Here is a 20,544-nt window from a genome sequence, read left to right on the forward strand (position 1 = left end):
TGAAGCAGCGCTTGAAGTGGTAATAAAGTGCTGGGGCAATAACTTAGAGCAAAATCTCTTTTTCAGGGATGAAAAAGCGAAGCTTACATGGACGTACTTGCAGCGTTTTTGCGAAAGTTATGGCCTAGCACTTTGTGGCATAGTTCATTGAGTCTAGCAGCAACTATTGCCGAATTATTTATTACCACTAACTCTATTCAAAACCAAAGATGCAGCAAAAAAACCAAAGGTGCCAGTAACCACTGTGGCGGCACCAAAACCCGTCGCACAATCTAACTTAGCCACTTCACCACTTTCAGGTTTGGCTAAACTAGTCTGCCCACAGGCGGTTGGATACTTTAACTGCTCAGTAGAATAAATTGCCTCTACGCCAAATTTACGTTTGGTATTTTTCGAAAAATTATACTCGCGGCGCAAAGTATTGCGCACCTTAGCCAGTAACGGGTCTTGAATGGTTTTGGCAAGGTCGGCCACTTTAATCTGTGTAGGATCTAACTGACCGCCTGCGCCACCAATAGTGACAATGCGAATTTTATTGCGTTTGCAATGGGCAATCATGGCCGCTTTAGATAAAACACTATCGGTAGCGTCCACCACATAATCAAGGTCGCTAGTTAAATATTCAGCTAAGTTCTCTTTAACGACAAAATCTTCTACTGCGTTCACAACACAATCTGGATTAATCAGTTTAACTCTTTGCTCCATAGCTAAACTTTTAGATTGACCGTACTGTCCGGTCACCGCATGAATTTGCCTATTGGTATTCGAAACACAAATATCATCTAAATCATACAAACTGAGTTTACCAATGCCACTGCGCGCGAGTGCTTCAACAATCCAACTACCAACACCACCTAAACCAACAACAGCCACGTGTGCAGCATTAATTTTTTGTAGGCCTTCAACGCCATATAAACGCTGGGTACCACCAAAGCGGTTGTCGAAATTGTCTGTACGCACTGTAAAACCTTGAGTCATTTGCGATAAAGGCGCGATTATAGCCAAAGATTGGCAAAAAGTGCAGCGCTCAGCACTCGATATTGAGTGCTGAACCTAAACAGTCGTTTTATAGAGGTAGGTTAAAACCAAATTGGAACTTGTTTTGCTCAGTAATTAAATCATCGTCGCTATATATATACTGCAGGCCAAGGGTTACATTGAGTTTGTTGAGCGTTAGCACGTCAAAATCTAAACCCAAAACCATTTGGTTGATTTTTACATCAACTAAATTGTTTGCTTGCTCAATATCATAGTGCCTAAACGCTAATGCCAGTTTCTCTCGGCGCAATGAGAAGGGCGACTTTAACGAATACCATGACAAGTTGAATACTTTAGATGCAGAAATTTCGGCGAAAGAAACCGATTTTGCAAATACATCACCTTTAAGTGAAGGCAAAACAAATTTACTTGGATCTGGATTGGTAAATTCGTAGGTGTCTTGCAGCTCAACACCTAAACGATTGAGTGGATCTACGTTTTGTAAGTTGGTTTGTGAATGTTTTATCTTTCCTTGTAGATAAAATTCATTGGCAAGGTCAGTTGCAAGCAACATTTGTCCGCCGGTTATCTTGCTTTCTCTATCTTCAGTTGCGTAGGCGCTCGCGGCAAAAGCCTCGTTATACAACCAGCTATTTGCATAATGTTCAGTGCGGCTGATATTTAATGCGACAGACAGCGGTTCACGTTCGTCCAACTTATAATCTTGATAATAGTTGGTGTCTAATTCGGCGCGCCAGAAACCTGATTGCAAAAACGGAATTTTAATTTGTGCAGCAAAACCAGAGTCGCGTGTTTGCGTTGTTGCATCATTATCAAAACCATTGTTGGCGACATAATAGGCTTGTAAGCCAGTCAACAAAAAGGTTTGGTTATTACTGATGCTGATGCCAACCAGATCTGAGTAATCACTGTCGCGCATTGCCCACAAACCAATTTGTGTTCTATCTAGCGGGTCGGCTATTAATGCACTAACGCTATACAAGGTCTTGATTTCTTCTTCGCCTTTGTCGTTTTCTTCGGTGACACTGCCAAGCGCGATATGGCCACCACTAAACCTGAGGTTATTGAATAAACCATAGGTTTTTTCATCGGTGATTTTTTTATCGGGTAACTCAGTAACGGCCACTTGCGGTTGCTGTTCAGTTGTTGCTTGTTTGTCCCAAACTAGCTTAACCACAAAAGGTGTTTGTTGGCTGATTTTGGGTGTTTCAAGTGAATAATAATATTCGTCTTTAGATATGGCCGAAACTAACACTTGGTCATTAACTAATTTAGCATCCACCACGTTATCTGCGGCTAATACACGTTCAATAGACCCTTGGTTGGTTCGGTATAAGCTACTGCCGTGTTCACTATTGGCAATAAAATAAACATGGCCTTGTTTATCTACATCAACCACTATGCCGTAGTGTCCGGTAAAGCTAACCAATGCTTGGTTATTTTTAAATAAGGTACGCTCGCGGCCACTTTGGACAAAATAGTATAGGTTATCTTGATGAACGAGCACTGAAGAATTTACTTGCGCAAATAACTTATCGCCGACATATAACTGCGGTTGTTCAAATGATTTACTGCTTTCAAAATAAACCGCACGGCCATCAGTTAAATATCCTTGGATAATTTTGCCTTCGCTGCCTGGTTTTATATGTGCACTTTCATCAAATAAACCTTGTTGGCTGCGCCACACTGAGGTTTTTCGGCCTGAAACAGTATAAAAATCATCGCCTATCGCAAATACTTTGCCTAAGGCTAGCCTGGTTTTATCTGACTTTAGACTCGAATTTTGTATATTAAATTGCTGCAGAATTGGCGCACTCACCGCATCTGGATTGGTTAAAAATATAATCTGCTCAGCTTGTCTATTCATAGGCGCAAATTGTTTTGAGCTGGTTATGATTTTGCCATTGGCTAATTGCATGTCTTGTGCGTCTTGTTGCAATTTTTGTTGCCAAGCAAACAAACTGTCGTTGAAATTTACCCCTAAAGTATTACGCATTGGACGGTTAACCATAAACGGCCAATACCAGTGGCGCGAGCGCATTTTAAAATATTTGTTAACTTTGTCTAAGCCATACTGCTCAGCTAAATAATGCTGATATTGCGAGCCAAAAATATAAAACCCTTCAGCATAAGGGAAGTTAAGTGTGTTGTTGTACATGCGTTCAGGGGTTAAATAACCTGCTTTGGCGTGTACGTTAGTCATGGCGCGATATAAACCACTATATAAGCGGCCACCATTGCCGTGCCAAGACTCGTTTAAGATGGCGTTGCCTTCTAAAATAAAACTAGATTCAAAAATATTTGGATTAATGCTCGGAATTATCGGCGTCATTAAACTGCCATTGCCTAACACTTTGTATAAGGTTTTCGAAACAAAGTTATTTTTTGCTGTAGTTTGATAATTGTGGGCCGTTTCGTGCAACAACAAAGTATCTAACCAAGAGGTTGCGGCAAAATAATCGACCATTTGCGCACCACCCATGTAATTTATTTGCCTGGTCACTGGGAATGGCGTGGCAAAACCATTGGCAATTTGATTATGTGACGACATCAAACCTACATACAAAGTATCATCTAATTTAAAACCAAAAGTTTTTTCATACTGGTGCTGTAAATATTCTTCAACTGCGGCAGCGTGCTCTGCATGTTCTTTATGCTCTTTAGGGAAGATAAGTCGGGTATTGGCCACATCTTTGGTGTAATAGGTTTCATCGTGCGCAACCGATGTCGAATTTTGTCCAACCAGTCCTTGTGCTTGCGTTTGTGCCGAGATTGCTAACGCGAGCAATGCAAAATATTTGTACATGTTATTCCTTGAACTTATTCTATTGAGTTTTAGGCAATTTTTAATTTCTGAATCATAGCAGAACAAGATGAAGAAAATAATCGAATTAAATATTAAGGCTGGATGAAGGTTTACCCTACAGGACAGCAGGGCAAACCTTGAGAATGATTAACCTAAGGACTAATGGGATTGTTTGTATTTACGCCAGCTAGCAAACTCACTGATATTCTTGCCACTTTGTGCTGTGCTTTCGGCAATAAACCCACTGACAAAACGGCCATCGGCTAATTCAACTTTACCTATGCCTAGCGGTTCGGCGATACCTTTTACAAAAGAGGCAAAATGTTCAGTTGGCATACGCCATACTTCCACTTCAAAGCTTTGAGTGGCACCTGTTGAACGAATTAATGCAGGACGTTCAACTTGGCCTGGCACCGAATACATTTGATACGCTTTGGCGGTTGTAGTTTGTTCAAGCAATAAGGCGTTGCGTTCTAACAATTGCCAGTTTAGCGCCATGCCGGATAAATGCGCACCACACACGGCAATATCGATAAATCCGCTGTTCTCATTAGTATTCAGACTGTCTTTATTAAACGGCCATTCAGTTGCGCCTAATGTCAGCTGATTTTGCTGCATCACTTTATCTGCGTAAGCCAACAACTTTTGATCTTGCATCGCAAAACTAAACAGGGTAACACCAAATGGCATTTTTTTATCGGTAAACCCAGTTGGTACAGCAATCGCTGAATAATCCAATAAATTCATAAAGTTGGTGTAGTAACCCAAATTTGAGTTATAGCCAATTGGATTTTCATTAATCTCTTTACGGGTGTAATGCCGACCTGCGGTTGGCGTGAGTAAAAAGTCAGCTTGGCCAACAATTAAGTCCGCCTGCTTTTTTAACGCTTGCAGTTGATACAGTGCAGCAAAACAGTCAGTTGCTAAAGGTTTATTGCCTGAGCTGATAATAGTGCGGGTGACATCCAGCATTGCTTGTGGATTATTTTCAATAATATCCTGTGTTGCGATATATCGTTCGGCAACCCAAGGGCCTTCGTACAGGAGTTTTGCCGCTTGCAGCATAGGTGAAAAATCTAGCTCAAGTTTAGCGCCACCCAACGCTTCAAGCTGACTAACCGCTTTGGCAAATTCGGCCTGATAAAAATCATCCGCAAAAAATTCGAGTTGATCAGCTAAAGGTACAGCAAAGGTAAAACTGTCTTTTGTCAGTACCGGCTTTTGGTTTGCGAGTGGATTGGCACGCGAATAACAATCCTCGCCGTCATATTGTGCGGCAACCTGAAATACCTGATTAGCGTCGCTCGCGGTTAACGCAAAAATACTGACACAATCTAAACTGCGGCATGCTGGCACTACACCAGAGGTAGATAACAAACCTTTACTCGGTTTCAGACCAACTAAATTATTAAAGCAGGCCGGCACACGTCCCGAACCTGCGGTATCTGTCCCCAATGCAAAACTAACAGTGCCTAATGCAGTTGCAACCGCTGAGCCAGAACTTGAACCACCGGAAATATAATCAGAGTTAAATGCATTAGGTGTTTCACCATACGGTGAGCGAGTGCCAACTAGACCGGTCGCAAACTGATCTAAATTGGTTTTACCAATTGGGATCGCACCTGCTTCTATTAGTTGCTGCACAACAAAAGCCGACTTTTCTGCCACATAACTAAACTCGGGGCAGGCGGCTGTTGTTGGCACACCGGCTAAATCAATATTGTCTTTTATCGCAAAGGGTACGCCATATAGAGGATGAGTTTGTGGTGATTTATTTTTTAATCCGTCTAAATAGGGTTTAAGTTCAGATTCATTTAACAGATAAATCCAGACCGATTGCTGAGTTTTGGCGTGTTGAACTAGGCTTAATATTAAGTTATCGGGTGTAATAAGCTTGTTTGTATAAGCCGAGTGCAGTTCACCAATGGTTAAATTTGTTTGATTCATGTTGTTATTCACCTTGTAAAATCATTAATGCTTGACCGGCTTGTACTTGCTGACCTTCTTTAACTAAGACTTTGACTATTTGGGCATTTTCAGTCGCGGCAATATCAATTTCCATTTTCATCGACTCAAGCACAATCATAGATTGACCAGAGGCAACTTGTTGGCCGGCTTGGCTAGTCACTTTCCACACGCTACCGGCTGCGCTTGCCTCCATTAAGTATTGGTTATCTGCAAGTTGAATTTCTTCACTTTTTTGCTCTGCATCTGCTTCGAATGAATAATTCAGTTGACCTGTGCGTTTCCACTCAGCCATTTCGGCGGCAAAAGCTTGTTCTCTTTGTTTGGTGAATTGTTCAATGTCGTCTTGATTATCTTGCCACTGCTGAATCAGTTCAGGCATAGAAACTGTGGCGCTTTCTATTTTGGGCTGCCATTTACCCAAGGGGAAATCTTCACGAATTTGCATTAACTCTTCATGGCTGACCGGATAATATTTAACCTGATCAAATAAGCGTAGTAACCAAGGTTGATTAAATACATGATTGCTGCGATAGCGATTCCACATTTGCACAGTGCGACCAACAAACTGATATCCGCCCGGACCTTCCATACCATAAATACACATGTAAGCGCCGCCAATACCCACTGAGTTTTCAGCTGTCCAAGTACGTGCTGGGTTATATTTGGTGGTCACTAAACGGTGGCATTTATCCAGTGGCGTAGCCACTGGTGCACCTAAATACACATCGCCCAAACCTAGTACTAAATAATGAGCGTTAAATACAATATCTTTGACCTGTTCAATGCTTTCCAAGCCATTAATACGTTTAATAAACTCTAAATTGGAAGGACACCAAGGTGCATCTTTACGTACAGATTGCATATATTTATCAATGGCTTGCTGACAGGCTTTGTCATTCCAACTTAGTGGCAGGTGGACGATACGCGATTCAAAACTGAGTTTACGCGTATCACCTAGTGCTAAATCCACTTGCTTAACTGTTTGAATTAGAGAGGCTAGATCAACCAGTAAGTTATCGTAATGGATTTGCAGTGAACGAATGCCCGGGGTTAACTCTAAAACGCCATGAATGTTTTCAGCCTGTAAAGCTTCTAACAAGGCCTGCACTCGTGCACGTAAGGTTAAGTCTAAAACTAATTCACCATATTCAACCAATAAAAACTTATCGCCAGCGGCGCGAAATACTAGGCCAGGCTCACCATCATCCGTTTCTAATCTATCTAAAATAGGTGTGGTAATAGCCGTTGGTGCATAATCACAAGCTTGTTTGGCCAACTTGGCAATTTGGCTATTTTGTGCGATTTCAATTTGTTTAGCTGACGCTAAATCAACTACTTCAAAATTTAAGTTATCTCCGGCTTTTAACTGACCAAGTTTCCATAAATCTGCAGCAATGACTGTGAAGGGGCAAACAAAACCACCTAAACTTGGGCCATCAGGGCCTAATATAACTGGCATATCACCAGTAAAATCAACAGTGCCAAATGCATAAGCATTGTCGTGAATGTTTGATGGGTGCAAACCTGCTTCGCCACCAGTTTCACGTGCCCACTCAGGTTTAGGGCCTATTAAGCGAATACCTGTACGGCTGGAGTTATAGTGAATTTTCCAAGTATGCGACTGAATGGTTTTAATATCTTCTTCAGTGAAAAAGTCTGGCGCTCCATGTGGGCCGTATATCACACGCAAGGTCCAATCCTGGGTGACTGGCGCAATTACATCTTGTGGAATTTGCTTAACTGGCTGCAAGCTCACTTTTTTAGCAATAGATAAAAAGTCACCCATGCGCAATGCACGGCCACAATGTCCACCAAACTGACCTAGGGTAAAGGTACTTTTGCTGCCCAAATAATCTGGACATTGAATGCCGCCGCTTACCGCCATATATGCGCGGGCGCCAGCTGCCGTTACTTTGCCTATTTTTAACGTTTGACCGGTTTTAATATTTATCACCTGATGGTTTTGCTGAGGCTTGTCGTCTAAAGTAATTTCAATTTCAGCCCCTGTGATCACTACCTGGCAACCTTGATAAAACTTTAAGCTTGGTCCTTGCAGGGTTATTTCTAAGCCAGCTGCATCATCTGGGTTGTTTAATAAACGGTTGGCTAACCTGAACGAATAAAAATCGAAAGGGCCTGATGGTGGTACACCTATATCCCAATAACCTGTGCGTGCTGGGTAATCCTGAATTGTGGTCATGGTTCCGGCTTTTAATACTTCAAAACCGGCAAATTGCGCCTGAAAATTATTTAAGCTGCGGGTGAAAATCTTGCCTTGTTTAAAATTATCGTCTGCTAAAATTTGCTGAACATAATCAATATTGGTAATGACGCCATAGACTTTTGCATCAGTTAAGGCTTTATCTAGTTTGGCAATTGCACTATCGCGGTTATGCGCATGTACTATGACTTTTGCGAGCATAGGATCAAAAAATGGCGAAACCGTTAAACCAGCTTCAACCCAGTGGTCAACCCTTACACCATCAGTTGGCCATTCAACCTGAGTTAATAATCCAGCTGACGGCTGGAAGTTTTTTGCTGGGTTTTCAGCATAAATACGTGCTTGAATAGCATGGCCTACAGGTTTAATTGTATCCAATGCCGATAAATCTAATGGCTGATTTTGCATGCTTTCGCTGAAAGCCACTTTTAACATCCATTCCACCAAATCAAGCTGATAACACATCTCGGTGACTCCGTGCTCAACTTGTAGGCGGGTATTTACTTCTAAGAAGTAGAATTTGTCTTGTTCGTGATCGTAAATAAACTCAACTGTGCCAGCATTTAAATAATCAATTGAAGCCATTAAATTTTTTGCTGTGGCTAACATAGCGTTGCGTGTAGCCGCTGGTAAGTTAGCTGCTGGGGTTTCTTCAATGACTTTTTGGTTACGACGTTGGCTAGAGCAGTCGCGCTCACCTAAAGTGACCACTTGACCAAAACCGTTGCCGATAACTTGCACTTCTATATGGCGGGCTTTTTCAACAAATTTTTCGACAAATACACCATCGTTGGCAAAGTTTTGTGCGCCTAAATGTTTAACATTGACAAAGGCTTTTTCAAGCTCAGCGCTTGAATCACATCTTTGCATGCCGATGCCACCGCCACCTGCGGTGCTTTTTAGCATGACAGGGTAGCCAACTTTTTCAGCAAAGCTGACTAACTCTTGTATGTCTGAAATCAGGCCACTACCTGGAACTAATGGCACATTGGCTTTTTCTGCGATTTCACGCGCCTGATGTTTTAACCCAAAGTCGATCATTTGCTGAGCACGCGGACCAATAAAGGCGATATTTTGTTGTTTTAATTTGTCAGCGAAGGTCGCGTTTTCACTTAAAAAGCCATAACCCGGATGGATCGCCTGTGCGCCGGTTAGTTTGGCTATTTCAATTATTTTATCTTGATCTAAATAGGTTGTAGCTGCCGCACCTGGCCCCAAGCTGTAAGCTTCGTCAGCTTGGGTTACGTGTAATGATTCTTTATCTGCTTCTGAATAAACGGCAATGCTTTTTATACCGAGCTTTTTTAATGTGCGAATGATTCGACAGGCGATAGCGCCCCGGTTTGCGATAAGAACTGTGTTAAACATGGCGTTTTACTCGTCTTTGCGGGTCGTCCCGCATCAAACTTGTACAAATATTCAGGTCGTCCTGAATATTGAGCCGAATGGCTGTTTTGAATTAATTCCAGATTAAAACTTCAATCGGAGTTGGGTTATATGCGTTACAAGGGTTATTCAGCTGGGGGCAGTTAGAAATCAATACCACCACATCCATTAACGCCTCTAACTCAACATATTTGCCAGCACCACTAATGCCATCTGCAAAACTCAATTTGCCATCGGCAGTAACAGGTACATTCATAAAAAAGTTAATGTTATGCGTGATGTCTTTTTTACTTAAACCCAGCTCTTCATTTTCAGCAATCGCTAATAACCAGCTGTCTCGACAAGCATGCATGCACTTTTTTTCAAGTGCATAACGCACTGTATTGCTCTCAGTAGCGCAAGCGCCACCTATGGTATCGTGTCGGCCACAGGTATCTGCAACAATTTTTAGCATAGGATTACATTCGTTCGACATTAGCACTGTACCAGCTGTTAGATACAAGTTACCTTGCTCACGTATGGTGTCGGTTGCGCTATAGCGCTCACTTGGGTCGTTGGCGTTGTAAAACAAAGTATCAGCCGCCTGATTGCCTTCTAAATCCAAAATACGAATTGTTTGGCCTTGTTTAACCACTTTTAAATAATAATCACCGGCATCAACTACTTCTTGGCGAATTGCTTGTCCGGCTTGTAACTTACTTTCTTTAATCACAATCTGACTCCTACAAACCTAAGTGATATAAACGATTATTTTCATAACCGCGCTGATTTTCTGCACAGGAATTTTTGCACAAATCATCTTCAGTCATTGGCGCTGATTTTAAAATTTGGTACTCAACTTCAAATTCCGGATAGTCAGTATCTGTATTTAGCGGGTGCGGACAGGTATGGAATAACACTAAAGTATCCATTTCAAATCTCAGCTCAATAAAATCACCGGCTTTTGATTGCTCAGTTGAATAAGTCAAATTACCTTGATCATTCGGTTCAACTTTACTGAATAAATTTAGGTTTGCGGCTAAATCTTGTTTGTTTAAACCGTATTTGGCTGCTTCAACTAAAAACGCATCGTGGCCGTTTTGTTTCCAGTTGTTTCTGTGGTTTTGGTAATCACGTTTGCCCCATTTTTTTTCAACCTGAGCTGCATTGCTGCTACCACAAACAGTGTCATGCCAGCCAAAGCTGTCTTCAGTAATTGCACAAAAAATGCGTCCCATATCTGAATATAGACAATGGCCTTTGGTGAGTTTAAAAGTGTGTTGGCACTTTAATGTGTCGGGGGCGTTATAACGTTCAAGTAAATTTTCAGGGTTGTAAAATAAAACGCCAACATTAGCCCCTCCGGTTTTGTCAATTAAACGTAGGCTAGTACCACGCCGCATTTTCATTGACCAATGTTTGCCTGATGGCAAAGTGTCTTTGTATAACATCATAGATTAGCTACCTTCTTTACGTACTTTTCAGCTAGCGATTGGCCTGTGGCCAGGTGAGCTGGTTCATTTAATTGCAAGTCATAAGTAATTTGTGCACCGTAAGCGCTTGGCACTTGAGGGTCTTGGCGCACCTTATCAAACACCCAAAGGCGTGAGCCCAAGTCAAAACCCTCTTGGATATCATGTGTCACCATAAAAATGGTTAGTTTGTTTTCTTTCCAAACTTTGCGAATGAGTTGGTGCATATCTTTACGAATACCTGGATCGAGCGCGCCAAACGGTTCGTCTAGCAATAAAATTTTCGGTGATTTCATCAATGCTTGGGCAATGGCTAGACGCTGTTGCATACCACCAGATAACTGATGCGGATATTTGTCTATAGCATGGGCTAAACCGACTGCTTGAATAAATTCGAGTGCTTTATGTTTTATTGCCTGTTTTTGTTTGCCAAAAGTACGGCCGAAAAATTTCGATGCAGCAAATTCGTCAGCTATCATGACGTTTTGTAAAACGCTTAAATGCGGAAATACCGAGTACTTTTGAAAAACAATGCCACGTTGCTCATTTGGCTCAGCTGCTATCGGTTGGTTATCAAGTAAAATTTGTCCTTTGGTAGCAGTTTCGCTGCCTAAAATCATTTTGAGCAAAGTGGTTTTACCGCAACCAGATGCGCCGACCATTGAAACAAATTCGCCTTCATTAACGCTGAGATTGAGCCGCTCAAGAATTTGCACGTCACCGTAAGATTTCCAAACGTTGTCAATTTTTAATAAACTCATTTGCCAGCCTCCTGTTGGTGATACCAAGGAAAACACAGCTCAGATATTTTGCGCAGACTAAAATCCATAGCAAAGGCTAGTGCGGTAATCCAAAGTACGTAAGGTAAGATCACGTCCATTGACATGTAGCGCCGCACTAGAAAGATTCGATAACCTAAACCTTCTTGTGCTGCAATAGCTTCAGCGGCAATTAAAAACAGCCAAGCAGTACCGAGTGAAAGCCTAACTGCCGTGATTAATCTAGGCATGATTTGTGGCAAAACCACTCGAATGGCAACTAACCAAGTATTGGCCCCTAGCGTTTGTGCTTTGACAATAATTTCTGATGGCAACTGTCGGACTTGATTTTGGATATCTCGAATAATAACTGGCGCTGTACCTATTATGATCAGCATAACTTTGGCTAATTCACCTAATCCAAAACTAATGAATAATATAGGTAAAATCGCCATAGGTGGGATCAGAGATACAATGGTAATCAGGGGGGAAAAGCCAGTACGTAATACAGGTAATAAGCCCGATAACATACCAAAGAGTAACCCTGCTGAAGCGCTAATCAGTACCCCTAGGCCAATACGATATAAACTCGCGCCTGTATCCTCCCAAAATAAATATTCACCGCTGCGTTTATCTTCGGTAAATGCCATACGCTCAACTGCATCAGAAATTTGCGTAAAGCTTGGTAGTAACTTATCGTAAGGGTTTTCGGCTAATCTTTCGTTTGAAGCATTCCAATACAAGATTAAAATAACTACAAAAGGAATAATCGCTAAAAACCCTTTAAGCGGACGCGATGGCTCTATGTTCATTAATTTTTTCATAGGTCACTTCTGTAATGGCTTAAATTCGATGAAATGCAGCGCAGGCGTGTATATATACTAGCTACCAGCGCTACACATTGAGTTTTAATGCTTATAGTTTTCCATCTACTGCCATTTGCATGTAGCTTGGGTCGAAACGTAGCTTGATATTTTGTGGATTACCAAATACGCCGTTTGGGGTTTCAATGCCGATAAAGCCAGCATCGGGTGCACCATCTCCGAGTAACCCATGTTCAAAAGAAAACTCAGCAACGTATTTCATTGTTTTGGTTAAACTTGGGTCTTGCGTGAAAGCCACTGCATCTTTGGCTGAATAGAACATCTTAGTGCTGGCTAATTGAGCTTTATAGCCGGCTAAGTCTGTACCTGATGCTTTAGCCATATGCTCAAGCACAGCATCGTCCGACATCTTCTGCATAATTTCGTACCATGCACCGGTTAAGGCTTTGCCGAATTTGGGATTAGCTTTCAACGTTGCTGTATTGACCACCATTAAGTCAATTATTTCGCCAGGAATGTTTGATGAATCAAAAACTTTGTTTGCACTAGGCTGTTTTTCTATTTCAGACAGTAGTGGGTTCCATGTCACCACTGAAGTCACATCTTTTGTTGAGAAAGCAGCAACTAAATCAGCATCGGATGTATTTACCACATCTACATCCCGTTCAGATAAACCGACGGACTCTAAACCACGCGCCAATAAATAATGCGATACACTTAATTCGACTAAATTAATTTTTTGCCCTTTAATTTCAGATAAGGTCGCTTTATCTTTTAATACAACACCGTCGTTACCATTGGAGAAATCGCCGACAATTAAGGCTGTGCTATCGACAAAACTGGCAGCTGGAATGGTTAAAGCATCCATGTTGGTCATGCTGCAGGCATCAAATTGCCCAGCAGTGTATTGGTTGATTGATTCGATATAGTCGTTGATTTGTACTACGTCTATTTCAATATCGTATTTGTCGGCCCACTTTTTAATAATGCCCGAACTGTCGCCGTATTCCCAAGGCATCCAGCCAACGTAAATTGACCAACAAATCGAAAATTTATCTTTTGCGAAAATACTGCTTGGGGTGAGTAATGCGAGTAGTAGGGTGAGCGTTGTTATACTTTTCATGTTGCGTTCTCCAAAGTTTACACGGTTTCTGGGCACAGGAGGTCTAATTAAATTGAACCTCCCGGGCTTTTATCCCGCCGTGTAACCCTTGCTTGCGCAAACACAAAAACCACAAGCAACATTGCTATAGGAAGTTGTGCAGCTAGGTTGGTAACTCTCGGACCAGACATTTATTCATCAAATAAACCGGAACCCTAGTCGCCTGTTTAGCTTCGTGCTGGTTCAATTTAATTGAACCCCTGCAGTTATTTATCAGCATATACTATGCCAAAGATGAATTAAACACTTTTTATTGGCTCTGTAGAATGAGGGTGTTTATTTAACGTAACATACAGCTAAAGTTGTCACTGTTTGGTGAATGTTTTTGGTGCGTTTGCATTGTATTGGTGCTTTGGCAAACAATAGGAAAATTTAGTTTGGGAGAATAACAATGTTAATAGATTTAGCTAAGCTAAGTCCGACGGAAATCTATTTTTTAATGACACAAACGGTTGTGCCTAGGCCGGTAGCTTGGGTGTTAACGCAACATAAAAGTAAGCATTTCAATTTGGCGCCGTATTCGTATTTTACTGCGGTGAGCAGTGAACCGCCTTTATTAATGTATTCAGGTGGTAAAAAGCCAACGGGCGAGCTGAAAGATTCGATCGCTAATTTTGAATACAACAAACATTGTGTTGTGCATATTGCCTCTGCTAGTCAAGTGCAGCAAATGCAAGATAGTGCCAATACGTTGGCTGCTGAAGAATCGGAGATAGATGCTTATAATATTGAAACAACTGAGTTTGATGGCTTTCCACTGCCTAGGGTTAAAGATTGTCCAATTGCATTTGGCTGTGAGTTACATCAAACAATTGAAATGGGTGATAAACCACAAACTTTAGTTTTTGTTGAAATTAAACAAATATATATTGCCGATGACGTAGTGGGGTTAGACGCCAAACAAAGATTGAAAACCGATGTACTCAGAATAGACCCCATTGCCCGTTTGGGTGGGCGTGAATATGCCAACTTAAAAGAAATCGTTTTGGCAAAAATTTGAAATCTACAGTAGAGCGACTAAAATGCGCGCAGAATTGAATTATTAGGTAAAGTAAAAATGACAAAAATCGGTATTTTCGGCGCAAATGGCCGAATGGGTCGTGCGTTAATAGAAGCGTGTGAACAAAACGAAGCGGTAACATTACATCAAGCATTTGTCCGTGAGGGCTCAGCATTTAATGGTATTGATGTAGGTGAAATTGCTGGTATTGGCAATTTAGGTTTACCTGCGCAAGTTTGTACTGATGCTGCTTCTGCTGACGTGTATATAGATTTTACTTTGCCGGATGCCAGCATTAACAACATTCGTTGGTGTGTGGCTAATAACAAACCTATCATTATTGGTACCACGGGTTTTAGCAAAGAACAATTGGCAGAAGTAAAAGCTGCTGGTGAGAAAATTCCTGTTGTTTTTGCTGCAAATATGAGTGTTGGTGTTAATTTATTGTTTAAGTTGCTCGAAATGGCAAGTAAAGTCATGGGCGACTACACGGATATCGAAATTTGGGAAGCGCACCATAGGTTCAAAAAAGACGCACCATCAGGCACTGCTCTAGCTTTAGGTCAAGTTATTGCCGATACATTAGGCCGTGATTTAGACGAAAAGGCTATTTATGGCCGCGAAGGTAACACAGGCGAAAGACCGCGTGATGAAATAGGTTTTGCGACAATTCGCGCTGGTGACATAGTGGGTGAGCACACAGTGATGTTTGCCGATATTGGAGAGCGCATCGAAATAACCCATAAAGCTTCTAGCCGTTTAACTTTTGCAAAAGGCGCAGTAAGAGCGGCACATTGGTTGAGTGATAAACCAACAGCGCTTTACGATATGCAAGACGTTTTAGGCTTGAAGTAAAGATTAAACTTATAATTTTGTCTGTTTTAGGTTTTTTTTGTGCTTAAACGACTATTTGTCATGGTTTTGCAATTTTTATTAGCAAAAAAGAATGAATTCATCTAAAATAGACAAGATTTATCTGCAGCGAATTGAAAGTTCGCTCTCATTCACATTCAAAGAATTTCAAGAACGGGTTGCTGTTGTTCAAATGGCTCCCGTTTTTTAATGTTCAGGAGGTCGTTTTGGCTGAAACCGCCTTGCTAGTGCTACAAGATGGCACTGTATTCAAGGGCACCTCAATTGGTGCTGAGGGGATGTCTGTTGGTGAAGTAGTATTTAATACTTCTATGACAGGTTATCAGGAAATATTAACCGATCCATCCTATGCTGAGCAGATCGTAACTTTAACCTATCCTCATATTGGTAACACAGGTACCAATGCAGAAGATGAAGAGTCTGCAAACATTTGGGCTAAAGGCTTAGTTATTCGCGATCTTCCACTACTAGCTTCAAACTTCAGAAATCAACAAAGCTTATCAGAATATTTGCAAGCGCGCGGTATCGTAGCAATCGCAGATATAGATACACGTCGTTTAACACGTGTTTTACGAGAAAAGGGCGCACAGAACGGCGCAATTATTGTTGGCGATGACGCTGAAAAAGCATTAGCGGCTGCAAAAGCTTTCCCTGGTTTGAAAGGCATGGATTTAGCCAAAGAAGTAACAGTATCTGAAAGCTACCAATGGAATGAAAAAACTTGGCAGTTAGGCGAAGGCCACCAAGTTCAAACTGAAAAACAGTTTAAAGTAGTTGCATATGACTTTGGGGTAAAACGTAACATTTTACGCATGTTGGCTGACCGCGGTTGTGACTTAACAGTTGTGCCAGCTCAAACACCAGCAAGTGAAGTGTTGGCAATGAACCCAGACGGAATTTTCTTATCAAATGGACCTGGTGACCCAGAACCATGTGATTATGCAATTGCCGCAATTAAACAAATTCTTGAAACAGACATTCCTGTATTTGGAATTTGTTTAGGTCACCAATTGTTGGCATTAGCCAGCGGTGCACAAACTCAAAAAATGAAGTTCGGCCACCATGGTGCTAACCACCCAGTGCAAGACATCGAGTCGGGTGTGGTTATGATTACCAGCCAAAACCATGGTTTTGCGGTTGATGAAGCTTCATTACCAGCAAACTTAGTTGCAACGCATAAGTCTTTGTTTGATGGTACTTTGCAAGGTATTCATCGCACGGATAAACCAGCGTTTAGCTTCCAAGGTCACCCTGAAGCTAGCCCAGGCCCACATGAGGCGGCGGTTTTATTCGACCACTTTATTGAGTTAATGCAAGCTGCAAAAGCTAAATAACGAGCCAGATAGAGAGACTGCAATGCCAAAACGTACTGATATAAAAAGTATTTTGATTCTTGGAGCTGGCCCTATTGTTATCGGTCAGGCCTGTGAATTTGACTATTCAGGTACACAAGCCTGTAAAGCTTTAAGAGAAGAGGGTTATCGAGTTATCTTAGTTAACTCTAACCCTGCAACTATTATGACTGACCCTGAAATGGCGGACTCAACTTATATTGAGCCAATTCATTGGGAAGTGGTTGCTAAAATTATTGAAAAAGAACGTCCGGACGCTGTATTACCAACTATGGGTGGTCAAACCGCACTAAACTGTGCGCTTGATTTAGACCGCCATGGTGTTTTAGCTAAATTTGGTTGTGAATTAATCGGCGCAACAGCTGATGCAATCGACAAAGCTGAAAACCGTGAGCGTTTCGACAAAGCGATGAAAAACATCGGCCTTGAGTGTCCGCGTGCTGAAACTGCGCACTCAATGGAAGAAGCTATGGATGTATTATCACGCATCGGCTTCCCATGTATTATCCGCCCTTCATTTACTATGGGCGGCTCTGGTGGTGGTATCGCTTATAACATCGAAGAGTTTGAGGAAATTTGTACTCGTGGTTTAGACCTATCACCAACCAACGAATTATTAATTGATGAATCATTAATTGGTTGGAAAGAGTACGAAATGGAAGTGGTTCGTGACAAAAAAGACAACTGTATCATTGTTTGTTCAATTGAAAACTTTGATCCTATGGGCGTTCACACTGGTGACTCTATTACAGTTGCACCAGCACAAACCTTAACTGATAAAGAATATCAAATCATGCGTAATGCCTCTATGGCAGTACTGCGTGAAATCGGCGTAGAAACCGGTGGTTCAAACGTACAGTTTGGTATCAACCCTGATACTGGCCGTATGGTTATCATTGAGATGAACCCTCGTGTATCTCGTTCATCTGCGTTAGCGTCTAAAGCAACTGGTTTCCCAATTGCTAAAATCGCCGCTAAATTAGCAGTTGGTTATACGCTAGATGAACTAGACAACGACATCACAGGTGGTAAAACACCAGCATCGTTTGAGCCTTCAATCGATTATGTTGTAACTAAGATCCCAAGATTTAACTTCGAAAAATTTGCCGGTGCAAACGACAGATTAACCACTCAAATGAAATCTGTTGGTGAGGTAATGGCAATTGGCCGTAACCAACAAGAGTCAATGCAAAAAGCATTGCGTGGTTTAGAAGTGGGTGTAAGTGGTTTTGATCCAATTATCGATATTACCGACCCTGAAGCGAAAGCGAAAATTCGCCATGAGTTAAAAGAGCCAGGTGCAGAGCGTATTTGGTACATAGCGGATGCTTACCGTGCTGGTTGGACAACAGAAGAAATTTTTGCAATTACCAAAATCGATAAATGGTTCTTGGTGCAAATTGAAGACATTATTAAATCTGAGCAAGCTATCTCTGATAAAGGTTTAGCTGGTTTAGATAAAGATTTCTTATACAGCTTAAAACGTAAAGGTTTTGCTGATATTCGCATCGCTGACTTAATTGGTGTTGCTGAAAGCGAAGTACGTAAAAAACGTCAACAATTTGAAATCTTCCCGGTTTACAAGCGTGTTGATACTTGTGCGGCAGAATTCTCTACTTCTACTGCTTATATGTATTCAAGCTATGACGAAGAGTGTGAAGCGCAACCAACTGATAAAGATAAAATTATCGTATTAGGTGGTGGCCCTAACCGCATCGGTCAAGGTATTGAGTTCGACTACTGCTGTGTACATGCTGCTATGGCATTGCGTGAAGACGGTTACGAAACCATTATGGTTAACTGTAATCCTGAAACCGTATCAACTGACTACGACACATCAGACCGTTTATACTTCGAGCCTGTTACTTTAGAAGACGTTCTTGAGATTGTTCGTTTAGAAAAACCTAAAGGTGTGATCGTTCAATACGGTGGTCAAACACCACTTAAACTAGCACGAGCTTTAGAAGCGAATGGTGTACCTATTATCGGTACTTCACCTGATGCAATTGACCGAGCAGAAGACCGTGAACGTTTCCAACAAGCAATTGAGCGTTTAGGCTTAAAACAGCCACCAAATGCAACGGTAAAAACAATGGAAGAAGCTTTGGCTAATGCAGCTGATATCGGCTTCCCATTAGTTGTTCGTCCATCTTATGTATTAGGTGGCCGTGCAATGGAAATTGTTTACGATATTAACGACTTAAAACGTTATTTGAACGAAGCGGTAAAAGTATCTAACGACTCGCCAGTATTGTTAGACCGTTTCTTAGATGACGCGATTGAAGTAGATATCGACGCTATCTGTGACGGCGAAAAAGTAGTGATTGGCGGTATTATGGAACATATCGAACAAGCGGGTGTTCACTCTGGTGACTCAGCCTGTTCATTACCTCCATATTCTTTAAGCCAAGAAATTCAAGACGGTTTACGTGAACAAGTAACTAAACTTGCATTTGAATTAAACGTAATCGGCTTGATGAACACTCAGTTCGCAGTTAAAGATAACGAAATTTATTTAATTGAAGTTAACCCGCGTGCAGCACGTACTGTGCCGTTTGTATCAAAAGCGACTGCTATTCCATTAGCTAAAGTTGCCGCACGTGTTATGGTTGGCCAGTCTTTAACCCAGCAAGGTGTAACTAAAGAAATTATTCCACCTTATTACTCAGTTAAAGAAGTGGTTATTCCATTTAACAAATTCCCAGGTGTAGACCCTATCTTAGGCCCAGAAATGCGCTCTACTGGTGAGGTTATGGGTATTGGTGATACATTCGCTGAGGCCTTTGCTAAATCTCGTTTAGGTGCGGGTGATTCTGTGCCAAAAACTGGCCGTGTTTTATTATCTGTTCGTGACAGTGATAAAAAACGTGTTGCTGAGCTTGCAAAAGAGTTAACCAAAATTGGTTATCAAATTGATGCAACTAAAGGTACTGCGGTTATCATTGAAGAAGCGGGTATCGAAGTACGTACAGTTAATAAAGTTTCTGAAGGTCGCCCACATATAGTTGACCGTATTAAAAACGGTGAGTATACCTATATTGTAAACACCACAGAAGGTCGTCAGGCTATTACTGATTCTGTACCAATTCGCCGTGGCGCTTTACGTTATAAAGTAAACTACACAACTACGTTAAATGCAGCATTCGCTACTTGTTTAGCGCATGAAGCTGACGATAGAAATGTGGTTAACTCTGTACAGTCGTTACATCAAAGGGTAGAAGCATGAATCAATTTCCAATGACAGTTTTAGGTGCAGAAGCACTTAAAGCCGAACTTGAAGATCTTAAACGTGTTAAACGGCCGCAAATTATTGCGGCTATTGCTGACGCACGTGAACACGGCGATTTAAAAGAAAACGCTGAATACCATGCTGCACGTGAGCAGCAGGGTTTTTGTGAAGGTCGCATTCAAGAAATTGAAGCTAAGTTATCAAATGCACAAATTATTGATGTGACCAAAATGCCAAATAATGGTCGAGTTATTTTTGGTGCAACCGTTAGTATTGAAAATGTCGAAACGGGCGAAGAAGTAACTTATCGCATTGTTGGTGATGATGAAGCTGATATTAAGAAAAAATTGATTTCAGTAAACTCACCAATTGCGCGTGCCATGATAGGTAAAGAAATCGACGATGCATTTACTCTAACAACACCTTCAAGTGAAGTAGAGTACGAAATTGTTAAAGTTGAATATATTTAACGATAACGATTAGCGGATTAAAAAAGCCGACTTAATGTCGGCTTT

At 41.4% G+C, this 20,544-nt stretch carries 14 protein-coding genes and 1 riboswitch; of the genes, 5 read left to right on the top strand and 9 right to left on the bottom strand.

All coding sequences use genetic code 11. The annotated features are described in order from the left end of the window. Positions 1 to 174: 174 nt before the first annotated feature. The 9 genes from tcdA to WSC_RS0101200 all read right to left on the bottom strand — a co-directional run bounded on the left by tcdA (position 175) and on the right by WSC_RS0101200 (position 13,536). On the bottom strand, positions 175 to 978 hold the full coding sequence (gene tcdA, locus WSC_RS0101160; RefSeq protein ID WP_026016599.1) for a tRNA cyclic N6-threonylcarbamoyladenosine(37) synthase TcdA: 804 nt from the start codon (positions 976 to 978) through the stop codon (positions 175 to 177). A gap of 88 nt (positions 979 to 1,066) precedes the next feature. After that, entirely contained in the window at positions 1,067 to 3,805 is a 2,739-nt protein-coding gene (locus WSC_RS0101165; RefSeq protein ID WP_016954082.1) for a hypothetical protein, read from the bottom strand. 159 nt (positions 3,806 to 3,964) lie between these two features. After that, a complete protein-coding gene (atzF, locus tag WSC_RS0101170; RefSeq protein ID WP_016954083.1) occupies positions 3,965 to 5,752 on the bottom strand; it encodes an allophanate hydrolase in 1,788 nt (595 codons plus the stop codon). A 4-nt stretch (positions 5,753 to 5,756) separates the two neighbouring features. Next, the gene (gene uca / locus WSC_RS0101175) at positions 5,757 to 9,362 is read right to left on the bottom strand and encodes an urea carboxylase (RefSeq protein WP_016954084.1); all 3,606 of its coding nucleotides are present in this window, start codon (positions 9,360 to 9,362) and stop codon (positions 5,757 to 5,759) included. A gap of 91 nt (positions 9,363 to 9,453) precedes the next feature. Beyond that, positions 9,454 to 10,092, bottom strand: a complete 639-nt coding sequence (locus WSC_RS0101180) for an urea amidolyase associated protein UAAP2 (RefSeq protein WP_016954085.1) — start codon at positions 10,090 to 10,092, stop codon at positions 9,454 to 9,456. A 10-nt stretch (positions 10,093 to 10,102) separates the two neighbouring features. Further along, positions 10,103 to 10,813, bottom strand: a complete 711-nt coding sequence (locus WSC_RS0101185) for an urea amidolyase associated protein UAAP1 (RefSeq protein ID WP_016954086.1) — start codon at positions 10,811 to 10,813, stop codon at positions 10,103 to 10,105. Further along, the gene (locus tag WSC_RS0101190; RefSeq protein WP_016954087.1) at positions 10,810 to 11,592 is read right to left on the bottom strand and encodes an ABC transporter ATP-binding protein; all 783 of its coding nucleotides are present in this window, start codon (positions 11,590 to 11,592) and stop codon (positions 10,810 to 10,812) included. Before WSC_RS0101190 ends, WSC_RS0101185 begins: the two co-directional genes overlap by 4 nt. After that, complete coding sequence (locus WSC_RS0101195; RefSeq protein WP_016954088.1) at positions 11,589 to 12,413, bottom strand: ABC transporter permease; 825 nt, start codon at positions 12,411 to 12,413, stop codon at positions 11,589 to 11,591. The genes WSC_RS0101190 and WSC_RS0101195 overlap by 4 nt, the downstream gene beginning before the upstream one ends. Positions 12,414 to 12,504: 91 nt before the next feature. After that, complete coding sequence (locus WSC_RS0101200; RefSeq protein ID WP_016954089.1) at positions 12,505 to 13,536, bottom strand: putative urea ABC transporter substrate-binding protein; 1,032 nt, start codon at positions 13,534 to 13,536, stop codon at positions 12,505 to 12,507. A gap of 56 nt (positions 13,537 to 13,592) precedes the next feature. Next, a riboswitch (guanidine-I (ykkC/yxkD leader) is annotated at positions 13,593 to 13,745 on the bottom strand. A 221-nt stretch (positions 13,746 to 13,966) separates the two neighbouring features. On the opposite strand from WSC_RS0101200, the gene WSC_RS0101205 reads away from it, so the two are divergent. From WSC_RS0101205 to greA, 5 genes are all read left to right on the top strand, one after another. Continuing rightward, entirely contained in the window at positions 13,967 to 14,575 is a 609-nt protein-coding gene (locus tag WSC_RS0101205) for a flavin reductase family protein (RefSeq protein ID WP_016954090.1), read from the top strand. Positions 14,576 to 14,632: 57 nt separating this feature from the next. After that, positions 14,633 to 15,430: a 4-hydroxy-tetrahydrodipicolinate reductase gene (gene dapB, locus WSC_RS0101210; protein WP_016954091.1), complete on the top strand. Its 798-nt coding sequence runs from the start codon at positions 14,633 to 14,635 to the stop codon at positions 15,428 to 15,430. 224 nt (positions 15,431 to 15,654) lie between these two features. Next, the gene (gene carA, locus WSC_RS0101215) at positions 15,655 to 16,782 is read left to right on the top strand and encodes a glutamine-hydrolyzing carbamoyl-phosphate synthase small subunit (RefSeq protein ID WP_016954092.1); all 1,128 of its coding nucleotides are present in this window, start codon (positions 15,655 to 15,657) and stop codon (positions 16,780 to 16,782) included. A gap of 22 nt (positions 16,783 to 16,804) precedes the next feature. Beyond that, the gene (gene carB / locus WSC_RS0101220; protein ID WP_016954093.1) at positions 16,805 to 20,026 is read left to right on the top strand and encodes a carbamoyl-phosphate synthase large subunit; all 3,222 of its coding nucleotides are present in this window, start codon (positions 16,805 to 16,807) and stop codon (positions 20,024 to 20,026) included. Next, on the top strand, positions 20,023 to 20,499 hold the full coding sequence (gene greA / locus WSC_RS0101225; protein WP_016954094.1) for a transcription elongation factor GreA: 477 nt from the start codon (positions 20,023 to 20,025) through the stop codon (positions 20,497 to 20,499). Before carB ends, greA begins: the two co-directional genes overlap by 4 nt. Positions 20,500 to 20,544: the final 45 nt, after the last annotated feature.

Source organism: Catenovulum agarivorans YM01, from assembly GCF_000281085.1.
GTDB classification, from domain to species: domain Bacteria; phylum Pseudomonadota; class Gammaproteobacteria; order Enterobacterales; family Alteromonadaceae; genus Catenovulum; species Catenovulum agarivorans.